Annotated in this window: 15 protein-coding genes; all 15 read left to right on the forward strand. The window is 71.5% G+C overall.

What is annotated here, in order from left to right; translation table 11 throughout:
* Window positions 1-78: 78 nt before the first annotated feature.
* The 15 genes from E6R18_RS28035 to E6R18_RS28100 all read left to right on the forward strand — a co-directional run bounded on the left by E6R18_RS28035 (window position 79) and on the right by E6R18_RS28100 (window position 13,607).
* Window positions 79-2,247, forward strand: coding sequence for a DUF2637 domain-containing protein (locus E6R18_RS28035; protein WP_136319681.1), 2,169 nt, complete (start codon window positions 79-81; stop codon window positions 2,245-2,247).
* Window positions 2,248-2,386: 139 nt separating this feature from the next.
* Window positions 2,387-2,548 (forward strand): hypothetical protein, encoded by a 162-nt coding sequence (locus E6R18_RS34210; protein WP_168712458.1) that lies wholly within the window; start codon window positions 2,387-2,389, stop codon window positions 2,546-2,548.
* 282 nt (window positions 2,549-2,830) lie between these two features.
* The gene (locus E6R18_RS28040) at window positions 2,831-3,346 is read left to right on the forward strand and encodes a hypothetical protein (RefSeq protein ID WP_206308446.1); all 516 of its coding nucleotides are present in this window, start codon (window positions 2,831-2,833) and stop codon (window positions 3,344-3,346) included.
* A 46-nt stretch (window positions 3,347-3,392) separates the two neighbouring features.
* Window positions 3,393-3,980, forward strand: a complete 588-nt coding sequence (locus tag E6R18_RS28045) for an LPXTG cell wall anchor domain-containing protein (RefSeq protein ID WP_136319682.1) — start codon at window positions 3,393-3,395, stop codon at window positions 3,978-3,980.
* A 240-nt stretch (window positions 3,981-4,220) separates the two neighbouring features.
* Window positions 4,221-5,963: a hypothetical protein gene (locus E6R18_RS35080; protein ID WP_240799877.1), complete on the forward strand. Its 1,743-nt coding sequence runs from the start codon at window positions 4,221-4,223 to the stop codon at window positions 5,961-5,963.
* Between the two features lie 21 nt (window positions 5,964-5,984).
* Window positions 5,985-6,365: a hypothetical protein gene (locus E6R18_RS28060; RefSeq protein WP_136319684.1), complete on the forward strand. Its 381-nt coding sequence runs from the start codon at window positions 5,985-5,987 to the stop codon at window positions 6,363-6,365.
* A gap of 109 nt (window positions 6,366-6,474) precedes the next feature.
* Window positions 6,475-8,805, forward strand: a complete 2,331-nt coding sequence (locus tag E6R18_RS28065) for a hypothetical protein (RefSeq protein ID WP_136319685.1) — start codon at window positions 6,475-6,477, stop codon at window positions 8,803-8,805.
* Window positions 8,806-9,168: 363 nt separating this feature from the next.
* Entirely contained in the window at window positions 9,169-9,630 is a 462-nt protein-coding gene (locus E6R18_RS28070) for an RRQRL motif-containing zinc-binding protein (RefSeq protein WP_136319686.1), read from the forward strand.
* A 61-nt stretch (window positions 9,631-9,691) separates the two neighbouring features.
* On the forward strand, window positions 9,692-9,973 hold the full coding sequence (locus tag E6R18_RS28075; protein WP_136319717.1) for a hypothetical protein: 282 nt from the start codon (window positions 9,692-9,694) through the stop codon (window positions 9,971-9,973).
* Window positions 9,974-10,030: 57 nt separating this feature from the next.
* Complete coding sequence (locus tag E6R18_RS28080; RefSeq protein ID WP_136319687.1) at window positions 10,031-10,492, forward strand: Pycsar system effector family protein; 462 nt, start codon at window positions 10,031-10,033, stop codon at window positions 10,490-10,492.
* Complete coding sequence (locus E6R18_RS34215; protein ID WP_168712456.1) at window positions 10,489-10,851, forward strand: hypothetical protein; 363 nt, start codon at window positions 10,489-10,491, stop codon at window positions 10,849-10,851. Before E6R18_RS28080 ends, E6R18_RS34215 begins: the two co-directional genes overlap by 4 nt.
* The gene (locus tag E6R18_RS28085; protein WP_168712459.1) at window positions 10,848-11,810 is read left to right on the forward strand and encodes an ATP-binding protein; all 963 of its coding nucleotides are present in this window, start codon (window positions 10,848-10,850) and stop codon (window positions 11,808-11,810) included. The genes E6R18_RS34215 and E6R18_RS28085 overlap by 4 nt, the downstream gene beginning before the upstream one ends.
* Window positions 11,811-11,896: 86 nt before the next feature.
* Entirely contained in the window at window positions 11,897-12,742 is an 846-nt protein-coding gene (locus E6R18_RS28090; RefSeq protein WP_136319688.1) for a hypothetical protein, read from the forward strand.
* 104 nt (window positions 12,743-12,846) lie between these two features.
* The gene (locus E6R18_RS35085) at window positions 12,847-13,326 is read left to right on the forward strand and encodes a hypothetical protein (protein WP_240799878.1); all 480 of its coding nucleotides are present in this window, start codon (window positions 12,847-12,849) and stop codon (window positions 13,324-13,326) included.
* On the forward strand, window positions 13,323-13,607 hold the full coding sequence (locus E6R18_RS28100; protein ID WP_136319689.1) for a hypothetical protein: 285 nt from the start codon (window positions 13,323-13,325) through the stop codon (window positions 13,605-13,607). Before E6R18_RS35085 ends, E6R18_RS28100 begins: the two co-directional genes overlap by 4 nt.

The following is a 13,607-nucleotide window of genomic DNA, read 5'->3' on the forward strand; positions in this document are numbered from 1 at the left end:
GGCCTGGTGCGACCTTACCCACCGCCGCAGATCCACGGTGCCCCTTCTCGGAGGCGCCCGGAAGAGAGAGGACACCCCGTGGCCCCCAAGACCGCTACCCGCCGCAGGCGCCAGCCCGCGGCGAACACGAAGCCCCGAGGCACCGGGCGCGCCAAGGGACCGGCGACGCCGGCCGCCATTCCCGCCCAGGCCGCCGCCCCCGAGGAGACGGTGCCGCTGGTCTTCCCGGAGGCCGACCCGGTCCTGGCCGACGCCGCCGACCGTGCCGCCGACCTCCGGGACCTGGCCGTCGACGACGTGGCCCGCATCCTCGCTGACGGCCAGGTGCGTACCGACGAGCTGATGGAGGGCGCCCGCACCGAGGCCGCCTCGATCACCGAGGCCGCCACCGCGGAGCAGGCGCAGATCCTCGCCGACGCGATGAAGGAAGCCGACCGGGTCCGCACGGAGGCCGCCACCACGGCGGCCGCCGACGCCGACCAGGTCCGCGCCGCTGCCGAGACGGCGGCGGAGCAGCTGCTCGCCGACGCGCGCCGCCAGGCCGACACCGTCGCCGTGACGGCGGCCGGTGAGGCGGAGAAGGTCCTCGTCGACGCCAAGGCGACGGTGGAGCAGCTGCTCGCCGACGCGCGCCGTCAGGCGCAGGAGGTCGCCACTACGGCGGCTGCGCAGGCGGAGCAGACCCGCACCGAGGCCGCGCAGGCCGCCGCGAAGGTCCTCGCCGACGCGGAGACGCAGCGCACCGAGCTGCTGGCCGGTGCGGAGCGCACTGCGGCACAGACCCGCACCCGGGCCACCACCGACGCCGAACAGGTGCTGGAGCGGGCACGGGGCGAGGCCGACCGGATGCGCGAGAGCGCGGACGGCCAGGCGGCGCAGGTACGGGCCGGAGCCGAGAAGGTCGCCGCCGGCCTTCGTGCCGACGCCGACCGCGCCCTGGCCGACGCCCGCACCTCCGCTGAGGAGCTGCGGACGGCGGCCGACAAGGACGCCGCCCGGCTGCGCGAGCAGGCTGAAGCCGACGCGCAGTCGGCCCGGGAGGCAGTGGCGCAGGCCACGGCCGACCAGGCCGCCGCCGTCCAGGCCCGAGCCGAAGCGGACCGGATCCTCGAGGCGGCGACGCAGCGCACCGTGCAGCGGGCGCGGCGCCGGGAGATCCGGACCGAGTCGCGCGCTGCACGGCGCAAGGCCCGCGACGAGGCCCGGCCCGCCGGCGGGGTGCCGCCGCTGTCCGGCCAGGAGCTGGTGCTGGTCGTCGGGATCGTCCTGGCGGCCGCAGTCGTCTCCACGCTCGGGCTGCTCTCCTCCTACACCGCGCTGGAGACCAAGGCGGCGACGTGGGGCTGGGACTGGCCGTGGCTGCTGCCCGTCGGCATCGACGTCGCGATCCCGGCGTTCACCGGCGCCAACCTCATCCTGATCCGGATGGGCATGGAGCTCCGCTGGATCCGCTGGGTGCCCCGGGTGCTGACGGCGGTGACGGTCTACCTGAACTGGCAGGCGTCCTACACCCCCGGAGGCCGTATCGGGCACGCCGCCCTGACACTGCTCTGGGTCATCTTCTCCGAGATCGCCTCGCACGTGTACGGCACCCGGATCGGCGCGGTCACCGGCAAGAAGCGGATGGAGACGGTGCGCCGTAGCCGCTGGATCCTCGCTCCGATCCCGACCGCCCGGCTCCGCCGCCGGATGATCCTGTGGGAGATCACCTCCTACCAGCAGGCGCTCACCCGCCTCCAGGAGGAGACCTACATGCGAGCGCAGCTCAAGGAAGAGCACGGTCTGCTGTGGCGCTGGAAGGCCCCGTTGGACAAGCGGATGGCGCTCAAGCTCGGAGAGGCACCCGCCGCGCTCGCCGACACGCTCACCCCCGAGGACACGCTCACCGTCGAACGAGTGGAGGAGAGCGAGCACGCTCGCCCGGACATGAGCGCGCTCACCGACGAGGAGACGCGCGGTGAGCGCGAGCGCCCGGCGCTCACCTCCGGCGCTCACGAAGGTGAGCGCGACACGGACGATGACGACGCTCACCGAGCGGACGGCGCGCTCACGCGCAGCGCGAGTGACGCGCTCACCGAGCGCCGCCACGCTCGCATCCGTCTCCTCTACACCGAGCTCGGGCGCCGCCCCGAGTGGAAGGAGATCCGGGACGCGCTCACCGACGCGAAACTGTCCGACAGTCCGGTCTCCCGCCCGACCGCCCAGCGCCTGCGCGCTCAGGTCGAAGAGGCCACCCCGGGCGCGTAGGTGAGCGCCCGGTGAGCGCGAGGCGCTCACCGTCTGACGCCCGCGCTCGCATCCCGAGCGCGGGCCGGTGTGTGAGCGCGAGCGTCAGGCCGCTCGCCCACCCCTCCCCGAACTTCGACTGAGTTGAGAGGAACTCGACATGAGCAATCTTCAGTACGCGATCGGCATGATCCTCGTCCTGATCACCCTCGTCATGATCCTGGCCACGCCGTTCCTGCTGGTCCACTCCCGCAGCCCGTACGACCACGGCCCCACCTGCTGGTGGTGCCACCCCCGCCTGCTGCCGCGCAAGCGGCGCTGACCTGCTGGCCATGGTCACCACCGGCCCCGCTCACACCCGAGCGCGGACCGGTGACGGCCACGGCCGGCAGGCCGCTCGCCCGCACCGCGCCCCGAGCGCGGACACAGCGGGCCAGGCACCACCCGCCCCGCGCCAGACCGCATCCGTCTCCCCCGCACCGAGCTCGGGCGCCGCCCCGAGCAGCCGGAGACCCGCGACGCGGTTCAGGCGCACGAAGGCCCCCGCTGAAGCGTGATCAGCGGGGGGCCTCGGTCTTCTGCTCACGCAAGAAAGGAGCACAGCATGGCACCCACGACGACCGGGCCAGCCCCGAAGTCCGGGCGCTTCACCCGTACGACGACCCCGCCGGCGCCCGCGCTGGCACCCCCCACGGTGATCCCGCCGGCCCTGGAGATCTGGGCGCCCGACCCCCCGACCTGGAGCCAGCGCATGATCCCCAAGGGGATCCGGTCCGCGATGGCTGACCTGGGGCTTTGGCAGGAGCCGCGCCCCCTGAAGCCCTCGGTCCACCTGGTCCAGGTGATCGAAGTCCTCACCCGCTACGGCTGGTGCCAGAGCTTCGATTTCTCCCCCACCGGACGTATGTGCATCAGAGGTGCCCAGACCTTTCTGGAATCCACCGGGCACGTCACCACGATCGACCGGGGCAAGGCCGTGAATTACCTCCAGTCCCAGCTGGACCGCCAGGGCGTGAACATGCGGTTCTGGGAATGGAACGACCTTTCCAGCAACACCTTCCGGGGTGTGGAGGCCACCATCTCGGCGGCCTCCGACATGGCACGTAGGAACGGAGACTGAAATGACACCGGAAGAAGAGAGGGCATTCGAAGGAATTCAGGCCGGGATGACGGCCGGAATGACCTTCGGAAACAGCGCTCCGGACACTTCCCCGTACGCCGACGAAGGACCGTACGGAACCCCGGTCGGGCACAAGAAGGCTGGTCTGACCCGCCGGGGAAAGGTCGCCATCGCGGTGGCCGGGGTGGCGATCGTCGGCGGCGGGACCATCTGGTTCCAGGTCCATTCGGCGGCCGTCGCGAAGGACGAGAAGGAGGCCGCCGCCCTCCAGATCCAGATGAAGAAGCTGGAACTGGAGGAAATGAGGATCCGGAACGAGCAGGCCAGCACCGACAAGAAGGCCGCCACCGCCTCCGCCGAAAAGATCCAGGCAGCCGTCGACAAGTGCGTGAAGGACTCCTCCAGCCAGATCGGCAAGGGGTACGGATCGCCCACCAGGGGCGACGTCGTGGCGGACTGCAAGCAGCAGTACGAGACCACCGACGGGTCCGGCATGGAAGCGGCCGGCAACGCCCGGGACGCCAGCAACACGGGGGGCGACGGGATCAACTCCCCCGCCCTGCTGGGTCTGGTCGCCGGTGGCGCCCTGGCCATCGCGCTGTTCGCACGCAAGGGCAAGAAGGCCGACGCGTAGTCACGCACGGTGATTAATTACTCCTTCCCTCCTGGCGGAGAGCGCCGCAATCGGACTCACATGGTCCGGCTGATCGGCTGCTCTCCGCTGGGAGGTAAGGAGTAAGGAACCATCTCGACCACGGAGAGTGAGGAAAGCATGGCGACCGATACGGCGCCCCCGGTCCCCGCGGGACCCCCCGATCCGCCCGCTGCGCCGGCCGCCAGCACCGCGTCGGCACCCACCGGAGACACCGGCATCATGGCCGCCCTGATGGCCGCGGTGGAGCCGGCCCGGCCGGTCACCGCGACCGCCGGGGCCAGGCCGGAGGGTGACGACCCGGCCGCGAAGGCGGACGCCGACGGAGTGGTGGACCGCTCCTCCCCGGGCGTTACCAGCGAGCAGGTCAGGGCCCCGGAGGATTTGACCGGGGCCGGATCAGACGCGGCCGGTGCCCGGCACAAGGAGGGTGTTTTCAAAACGCTGATCCGGGCGGGAGCGACCCGCTGGGCTAAAGGCGGTGGGACCGCGAACAAGAGGTTGGACCTGGATAAAGCCAGGGCCGGTGCACACCAGGTGAAAGAGGCCCGGACCACCACGGTCATGAAATCCCCTGGACTTCCCACCCGAAACGGCTCCGGCGGGGCCGGTGGAGGGGGCAGCAATTCCGGCGGAAGCAGCGGCAGAAATTCGGGCCGCAATTCCACCGGGAACGGCTCCACGGGTACCGGACGCGGCGGAAGCAGTGGCACCACCGGAGGCGGCGGGCGCGGCTCGTCCGGCTCGAATGGGAGCGGCGGATCCGGCGGCGGGCGCGGCACCAGCGGAAACGGTGGCGGAAGTTCGTCGAAGGACACCAGCCCCAAGGAGCCGAAGAACTCCGGCGGTAAAGGGAAGGACGGCTCTTCGGGGAACGCGGGATCCGGCGGAAAGGCTGGCAAGGACGGAAAGCCCGGTGCCTCCGGAAACGGCGGCGGATCGACATCGGGCGGCTCGTCCGGCGGCAATTCCGGCACCTCGAAGGACAAGGCCGACAAGGGCAAGGACACGAAAGCCGACCTGACGAAGGGCGGCGGCAGCAGCCAGGGCTCGGGCGGCTCCTCCGGGAGCAGCGGCGGATCCGGTTCGAGCGGCGGCGCCGGGAAGAACGGTGCCGCCGGCAGGGACGGAGCCACCGCCGGCCACGGCTCGAACGGGACCGACGGGACCGACAGCCGGACCCCGCTCCAGCGGTCGCGGGAGACGGGACACGAAGACGGTTCCGCGGCCCGCAACGTCGTCGACCACGTGAAGGCGTACGCGAAGGGCACCAAGGACGGCTACCAGGACAAGAAGGAGGAGAACGGCCGGGAGCACGCCCGGCTGGACAAGGCGCACGCCGACCACAAGGCGAAGCAGCAGGACCCGAAGCAGAACGACCCCAAGCAGGACGACCCGAAGCAGCAGGGGACGACGGCCACTGGGCCCAACGGCCAGACGCTCGTCATCGCCCCGCCGGACGAAGGAGACGACGGAGTGAGCACGGACGTGAAGCCCCTCCTGGTTAAGGAGATCGACGCGAACACGCTGACCCTGGGCACGGACGGTGCCCGGGGGTCGATGAGCCGCAAGGAGCTCCGCAACTTCAAGCAGTACGAACGCAAGCTGGAGGCCAAGGAGAACCACCTGATCAAGGTGGCCGACGCGTGCAAGTCCCTCGAGGCCGCGGCGGAGGACGAGGCGAAGGACTGCCAGGAACTCGCCGACCAAGCCAAGGCCGTCGAAGGCGGCGAGAAGCTGGCCGCGAAGCTGACGAAGCTCGCCGACGCCGCGAAGGCCCAGGCGACGGAAGCCGCCGAACTGGCCAAGCGCGCGAAGCGGGCGGCGGAGATGTGCAAGGTCGTCATGACCAACATCGGCACCCGGTACGCGCCGCTCTACAAGGCCGTCGTCGACAGCGACGAGACGAAGCCGGCCGAACTGCGCTTCTACAACGACAAGGGCTCCTACGCGCCCGCCGCGTAGCACCAGGAGGGACAGAAGATCATGGCGGAACTGACGTACAAGGTCCTCGTCCGTAAGACGCAGGACAAGGAGAAGGCCCTGGCCCGCAACGCGGAGGGCGTCAAGAAGGCCGCGGACAACATCAAGGAACTGGCCGACGACACGGCCTCGGACGCGGACGCGCTGGGCGCCAAGAGCGTGGACCGCGACTCCCTGGCGGAGTGTCAGGAGCTGTCGAAAATCATCCGCGGGGTGTCGGACGGCGCGATCACCTACGCGTCGAAGACGGCCGACACCGCGAAGGCCGCGAAGGCCGCAGGCGACCAGGCCCGCACCACCCACGCCGGGTTCCAGGAGGCTTTCGACCGCTCCGACGTGACGGACCTGGAGAAGGTCAGCCGCGACTGGTTCGAGCAGGAATAGCAGCACCCAGCACCACCCACCATCGGCGCGGCCGGCCCCGGGGACCGAATCCCTGCGGGCCGGCCGCGCCTTTGCGGACCCCTCAGCACCCAGACAGGAGTAGCCCCCGATGTCCACCATCACCAAGACCGTGCCGAACGCGGAGCCTGCGGAGCGCGCCGCCGCGGCGCTCCAGATCGCCCTCCCCGTCGGGGTGGGCATCCTGGCCCCCTACCTGGACCCGAACGCCGCGGCCTACGCCGGGGCCGGTTTCCTGGCCGGTGCGACGTTCGCCGGCGCCAACTACATGAACCGCCTTGGCCGCTGGTCGGACCGGCTCCCCGGGATCGACATCGCGCGGGCCCACCGCGACACCATGGGGATCTCCACGATCACCACCGGCATGGGCCTGGCCCTGGGCCAGCTGGGCGGAGCTGAGGCGTCCGAAGCGCTGATGGCCGGCGCCTTCGAGCCGACCACCATCCCCGGGATCCTGTCGCTGGGCTGGTGGGCCGCAGTCGTCTTCACCGGCTGGCGTCTGCGCCGCGTCTTCGGCAGGCAGAAGATCGAGGTGGAGCAGGCACAGCCGACCGGGCAGGCCGCCCCCGCCAACGGCACCCCCGGCCCGGTGTCCCTGGCCGACAAGATGATCGCGGCCTGGGGGCGCGTGATCAGCGACCCGAAGAACGGCCGCCACCGCAACCAGGTCCTCTCCGACGTCGTGATCTACGCCGACCGCTGGGAGGGCCGGATCACCGCCGCCCTGGGCGACGCCGTGAACGTCTCCAAGGAGGCCGTGAGCAGCCTCTTCGGCCGCTCCGTCGACGACATCACCATGAAGTACGGCGCGCACTCCGGAGAGGCGTTCATCACCGTCTGGTACACCCAGCGCCCGGAGCTGGACCCCTCCACCCTCCAGGGCGCCTGGAAGCGCGTCCAGGCGCGGGTCCTGCCCAAGACCCACCTGGAGGAGGTCGGCGAGGACGTGAACACCGGCGGCCAGGTGGCGCGCGTCGTGGCCGACGACGACCTGGACGCACTCCCCCGCGTCGTCAACCTCGGGGAGCTGGCAGGCGCGCTGCGCCGCTCCATCGACCTCGTCTCCTACGAGCCGGGACGGCGCGACCCCAGGCGCGCGATCATCCGCATCATGGACCACAACCCGCTGGAGGCCGGGCACGAGTTCCAGGGCCTGGACTCCCTGGTAGCCACCCCGGGCGGCTGGGTCAACATCGGGAAGATCGTGAGCGGCTTCCCCGCGAAACTCCAGCTGTTCGACCCGAAGCTGGGCGCCCTGCACGTCGTGATCGCCGGTACCACCGGCTCAGGCAAGGGAGGCACGGGCCAGATGATCAGCCTGGCCTACCACGCCAACAAGATGGCCCAGATCTACGGCGACCCCAAGGGCGCCAGCAACCCCGCGATCCCGAAGATGGCCGCCTACAGCGGCCTGACCAAGTACGGCGCCCTGGGTGCCATGCGGCTGTCCTGGTGGGTCCTCCAGCACCGGATCGACGAGGCCGCCCGCCTGGACCTGAAGAACTTCGAGCCGTCCGCGATGCGCCCGTACTGCGCGACGATCCTGGACGAGGCCGCGCAGATGCTGGCCCCGGGAGCGGAGAACCGCAAGGAGGCCATCAAGATCGTCAAGGATGGTGCCTCGCTGACCCGCTCCATGGGCATGCCCTGGGTCCTGATCAACCAGACGGTCAACCTGGACCAGCTGGGCGGCGAGCAGGCCATCCGCGCCAACCTCATCGCCGGCGGAACCTGGATCATCCTGCGCACCGACAGCGACCAGGTGAACCTGGGCGACCTTCCCCCCGGCTTCGACGGGCTAGACCCCTCGTTGATCCCGCCCGTCTGGGTGGAAGAGGACGACGCGCTGGTCTACGACCCGACCATGGCGGAGTCCGACCCGCGCAGAACCTTCGGCCTGGGTTACGTCGCGGCGCCGGGCGGGCGCGCGGGCATGATGCGCATCGACACCCTGGAAGACGCCACCGAGCACATCCGGCCGGAGAACATCATGGCCCCGGTCGACGTGCCCTGGTGGGGCGACCAGGCGCGCATGGAGGAGCTGGCCATGACGCCCATCCCCGGCTTCGAGGAGAAGGACGGCGAAGGCGGCACCGGCGAGGCCGGCATGTCGTTCCCCGGTGTCGACCTCCCGAAAGCCAAGGAGCTCACCTCGGAGGAGAAGGTCCTGGCCGCCCTCCGTGACGAGTCCGACCCCATGTACGTCGACATGCTCGACCAGGGCGACGAGATCAACCCCGACGACATCGACTACGTGGAACGGGGCCAGCTGCAGGCCGCCTGCGGGGTCGCGGAATCGACCTTCGCGAACGTCCTGAACAAGCTGGAAAAGGCAGGAAAGATCCACCGGATCAAGGAAGGCAAGACCTCGAAGGTAGCCCTGGGCCCCCGGCCGGAAGAGACCGGCGAAGAGGCCGCCTGACCGCTGCCCCACAACGGCGCGCCCCCACACCGGGGGGCGCGCCGTTCCCGTCCGCGCTGCCACACACCACACCCTGCGGCACGACCACCCGCCGCTGACCTGACGCTCTGCCTGGCCCTCGCCCACCCCGCCTTCGGGGCCGGCGAGGACCGGACAGGCCGCCCGGCCGCACGCCTCACCCCTTCCGCCCCGTCGACGGCCCTCCCGCCGGCGGGGCGCAGCACTGCCCGCCATCAACCCTGTTGGAGGACATCTCGTGCTCATCCCCCGCCCGCGCCGCCGCATCGGCCGGCCCCGCCCGCAGCGCCCCGGCCCCCGCTACCCGCAGCGCCCCGCCCGGCTCCCCGGTACCTGGAGCCGGTGATGCCGCACCCTCGGAAGAAGCGGCGCCGCGAGCTCAAGAAGGTGCCGCGCAGCACCGCGACGCTGGAGGAGTTCGACCGGCGCTCCTGTCCCGAGGGCCTGGTCACCAGACGCCAGCTGCGCGAGCGGGGCCTGTGCCCCGGCGGGCAGGGCCCGGTCGCGGTCCTGCGCTGCAAATACTGCGCGTACCGGCCCGACCAGTCGTGCAACCACCCCACCCGGGCCTGGCTGTACCGGCTGGACCTCGCCCGGCCGAAACGCGTGCCGACGATGGCGCAGGAATGGGCGCTGGACCGGGCGATGGCCGCGAGGTCCACCTGCCCGGAATGCAAGCGCCGGTACTACTTCTGCCTCCCGCTGCGCACCCAGGGCTCCTGCGACCCCTGCGCCCGGGGCTACGAGCCCAGCCCCGACACCTACTTCGCCTCCACGGCCCCGGTCATCCACCGGCTGGCCGCCTGACCAACGAACCCCTCGAAGGAGAAAGACCGTGGCTCGTCCACCCCTTCGCCCGGCCCTGACCATGCGCGCCCGAACCGCCGTGCTGGTCGCGGCCGCCGTGCTCGTCACGGTCGCCGCGGCCGCCGTCCTCGAGGCCGGCCCCTGGCGGCTGTACGCCGACCGGCACCGCATCGAGCTCAAGCCCCGGCCCCGCCGCTCCTGCCCCGACTGCCGGGGCGCGGGCGGCTGGTGGACCGGCGGCCCGTTCCCGGAAATGTCGGCGTGCGGCTGCTGGGCACACCGGCGCGAGCTCCGCGTCCGGCTCCTGTCCGTCCCGGCCTGGCCGGACGAACCGCCGTTCTGATCTCTCCGGGCGGGCCACGAACGACCCGCCCGGCTACGACAAGGAGAAGCACCGCCCATGACCACCACGGTCCCCTCCCCTGGCATCGACAAAAACATGGACGCCGCCTGCGCCTCGGTCACCAACGAGATCAACCGCACGGACAGCAAGTCGTCCTTACTGCTGGCTTTCAACGGCGCCGTCCTTGCGGGCCTGGCGTCCGTGGCAGACAAGGACCTGCCCCTGCCGACCAAGGTGTTCGGCACGGCGGCCGTCCTCGCCCTGGGCGCAGCCGCCGTGCTGCTGCTCCTGGTCGTCCGGCCCCGGCTCCGTGCCGACGACCGGGCCTCCTTCCCGTACTGGGCGCAGATCGATGAGGACGCGATCCGCGGCTGCATGCAGGGCGACCCCCGCGCCGCCCGTATCCGGGTCCTGTCTGGCCTCGCGGTCCGCAAGTTCCTCCACCTGCGCCGCGCCGTCGACCTCAGCCTCGCCGCCCTGGCGCTGCTCGCGCTGGCCGCCGCCAGCCTCGCCCTGTGACGGCGGCCGCGGTGCCCACGACCCGCACGCGTATCGACCGCGTCCGCGCCTCCGTCGGGATCGTCCAGCTCGCCCTCCAGCAGATCGAGGACGACCTGAGCGCCGACGACGTCGACGGCCTGGAGCTCGCCGCGATCCTGCGCGAGCTCCAGGAGGACGTCGACGTCCCCGGTGGCCTCATCCCGATGCTCGCGCAGCTGGTCACCGCCGCCGCGCGCCGGGCGGAGCAGATCGAGCCCGACCGCGATGGCGACGCCTCCTGCCCCCTGCACGAGGCCGCCGCCCTGCTCACCGACAACGCCGGGCAGCGCCTGAACTGGGCTGCCAGTTCCCTTCACCCGCAAGGAGATCCCGCATGACCGAGCTGCCCTGCTACCCGCCGATGCCCGAGCACAGCCTCGTGGTCCTCATCGGTGCGTCCGGCGCCGGGAAGTCCACGCTCGCGCGCACCTGGCCCGCCTCCCAGGTCCTGTCCCTGGACGCGCTGCGGGAGGCCGTCAGCGACGACGCGGGCGACCAGGACGCGACCGGCGACGCCGTCGCCGCCCTGCACCTGCTCCTGGAGGCGAGGATGCGCCGCCAGCTGTTCACGGTCGTCGACGCCACCAACGTCACGGCCGCCGCCAGGAAGCCGCTCATCGCCGCCGCCAAGCGCCACGACATGCTCTCCATCGCGGTTGTGTTCACCACGCCCGGCAGCATCTGCATCGAGCGGCAGGGCCCGCGGCCGGCCAACCGCACGGTGCCGGAAGAGGTGGTCGCCCAGCAGCACGACGACATGTTCGCCTCCCGCCGCACCCTGAAGTCCGAAGGTTTCCCCGAGATCGTCTACTCCGACAGCCTCCACCGGCTCGTGCCGTACCTGGAGCGCCTGAGCGGCACGCGGCAGGCCGACCTCGGACTGGACGGCAGCGACGGCCTCGGTGAGTTGAACCTCGTGAGCCGCACGTTCGGCGAGGAGATCCTGCCGCTGTGGCAGTGGAAGCCCGGCTCGGACGCCGCCGGCGGTGACCGCGTCGCGGAGATCCGCCTCGGTCAGCAGTCCCTCACCCTCGCCCTGCGCACCGACGTCGACGGCGAGGGCGACGTGGGGTTCGACGTGAGGGTGCCGTGCCCGCACGACGACGCGTGCACCGGCTACGCCTGGGTGCCCGCCTACAGCGTCACCTGCCTGTTCCGCGCGCTCAACGGCGACCTGGACGACGACGAGGACATCGTCTGCACCGTCCACGGCCCGAACACCGACGAGGACCAGGAGGACGACCCCGAGGGCCGCGCCGACCTGGAGGAGCAGTTCGCGGCCGCGGTCCGCGAGTGAGCCGTTCCGCCGACGCTTCACCGCACAGCCACAACCCGCCCGGCCACGCTGGGCGCCCGCTGCTTCCCTGGGAAGGACACCCCGCCATGGGCATCACGATCACGAACACGTACGGCACCGCGCACCAAGTCAGCGAGACCAACCCGGCCCACGTCACCAGCTGCGACCGGTACCGGTTGCCGCTGGTCGGCGCCATCGTCCCCGGCAACCCCGGTTACGAGGACATGGTCGAGATCCTCAAGGACAACGGCCACGACACCCGCCCCGAGGGCTACGGGCTGATCTTCCTGGAGTCCGAGGAGTTCTCCGCGACCTACTTCGGGTCGATCGCGCAGATTGAGCAGTACAAGCGCGACAACGCCGATGGCACCGCGACCTTCGACGCCTCCCAGGGCGTCATGTACGCCCAGTGGCCCCACGGCAAGGGCTGGGACGACTTCCTCCCCCGCACCTTCTGGAACGTGGCTGCGCGCGGCGGGATCGCGGACGGCGTCGGCCTGGTCACCGGCTTCGCGCACACCGAGATCCCAGGTGCGGAGGTCATCGTCTTCGAGTTCGAAGGCAAGTGGCTCCCGGACAGCGAGCCGCAGCAGCTGGTCACCTACCACTGCACCGGCTGCCACCTGGACACCTTCCACGACTGCGGGCACGTGCACGAGAACACCGGCCCCGACAGCCGACGCTGGGCCGCCCGCCAGGCCCGCCAGCACCTCATCAGCGCCCACCGGCACGGCGTCGGCGACACGAACAGCGCCTGCCGCCCCAACAACGGCGAGATGCTGCGCGCCGTGAACGCGGCCGCCCGCGAGATGTGGGGCACCACGGGCAACGCCCTCCCGGACACCGACGACGCGTACTGCGCGACCAAGGGCCCCTGCTCGATCATCCGCGAACTGCGGGCCGGAGTTCGCCCGCCCGTCTACCGCGCCTGACGGACGCTCCGTGCCGCCCCGGCCTCTCCGCACGACGGAGGCCGGGGCGGTCGCGGTGGTCCCTCAAGCACGGAAGGAGTTGGACGTCATGCGCCGGTACGAGGTTGACGTCCCGATACACCACGCCACGGACCAGGAACGGCGAGGGCTTCACGTCTTCATCGGCTGCGCCGCTGGAGAGAGCGAGGCCCTGGCCGCCGCGCACAACGCCTACGACCGGGCCATGCAGCACGTGTCCGCCGGCCGCCCGGCCCCCGACGACTCCAGCGACGGAGCTGCTGCACACCAGCCAGACCATCGACCGGCCCGCCCTGCGCCTCCCGCTGATCGGCCGCACGATCCGCGACCGCGAACTGGTCACCGGCGCGGTCGTCGGCGTCGCCCGCATCAACGACTGCCACCAGGACCTCGAGGGAGCGCCGCTCTGCTCCGAGTGGGCGCACCCCGGGGCCTGGCACCTCGTGCTCCAGGACGTCCAGGAGCTCCCCCTGCCCGTCCCCGCACGCGGTCAGGTCGTCCCGTGGAAGCCGTCGCCGGACCTGCTGGAGCGCGTGTTCCAGCAGCTGCCCGACTTCCGGCCGTGACCAGCGCCCGAACCAAGAAGAAGCAGCCGTTTGAGCCGGGCCTGGTCCCGGCTCCCGGCGCGCTCCTCGAATGGCGCGACAGCCAGCACTACGACCGCTGGCAGGACCGCCCCTGCGTGCTGTGCGAGAAGCCCACGCCGATGCGCTCCCACGCCGGGGAGCCCGTCCACAAGGCGTGCGCTGAGGACTGGATCGCCGCGAACCCCGTTGAAGCCCGCCGCGAGGGCCGGTTCGCCTCCGACACCCAGCCCAAGAGCACCAAGCGCGCCAACCACGCCTGA

This window comes from Streptomyces sp. A1277 (assembly GCF_004795015.1).
Classification (GTDB): Bacteria; Actinomycetota; Actinomycetes; order Streptomycetales; family Streptomycetaceae; genus Streptomyces.

What these genes read in the sequence shown, in the direction of transcription:
- E6R18_RS34210 (WP_168712458.1), top strand. Translation starts at nt 2,387, where the DNA reads ATGAGCAATCTTCAGTACGCGATCGGCATGATCCTCGTCCTGATCACC.
- E6R18_RS28040 (WP_206308446.1), top strand. Translation starts at nt 2,831, where the DNA reads ATGGCACCCACGACGACCGGGCCAGCCCCGAAGTCCGGGCGCTTCACC.
- E6R18_RS28045 (WP_136319682.1), top strand. Translation starts at nt 3,393, where the DNA reads ATGACGGCCGGAATGACCTTCGGAAACAGCGCTCCGGACACTTCCCCG.
- E6R18_RS35080 (WP_240799877.1), top strand. Translation starts at nt 4,221, where the DNA reads ATGGCCGCCCTGATGGCCGCGGTGGAGCCGGCCCGGCCGGTCACCGCG.
- E6R18_RS28060 (WP_136319684.1), top strand. Translation starts at nt 5,985, where the DNA reads ATGGCGGAACTGACGTACAAGGTCCTCGTCCGTAAGACGCAGGACAAG.
- E6R18_RS28065 (WP_136319685.1), top strand. Translation starts at nt 6,475, where the DNA reads ATGTCCACCATCACCAAGACCGTGCCGAACGCGGAGCCTGCGGAGCGC.
- E6R18_RS28070 (WP_136319686.1), top strand. Translation starts at nt 9,169, where the DNA reads ATGCCGCACCCTCGGAAGAAGCGGCGCCGCGAGCTCAAGAAGGTGCCG.
- E6R18_RS28075 (WP_136319717.1), top strand. Translation starts at nt 9,692, where the DNA reads ATGCGCGCCCGAACCGCCGTGCTGGTCGCGGCCGCCGTGCTCGTCACG.
- E6R18_RS28080 (WP_136319687.1), top strand. Translation starts at nt 10,031, where the DNA reads ATGACCACCACGGTCCCCTCCCCTGGCATCGACAAAAACATGGACGCC.
- E6R18_RS28085 (WP_168712459.1), top strand. Translation starts at nt 10,848, where the DNA reads ATGACCGAGCTGCCCTGCTACCCGCCGATGCCCGAGCACAGCCTCGTG.
- E6R18_RS28090 (WP_136319688.1), top strand. Translation starts at nt 11,897, where the DNA reads ATGGGCATCACGATCACGAACACGTACGGCACCGCGCACCAAGTCAGC.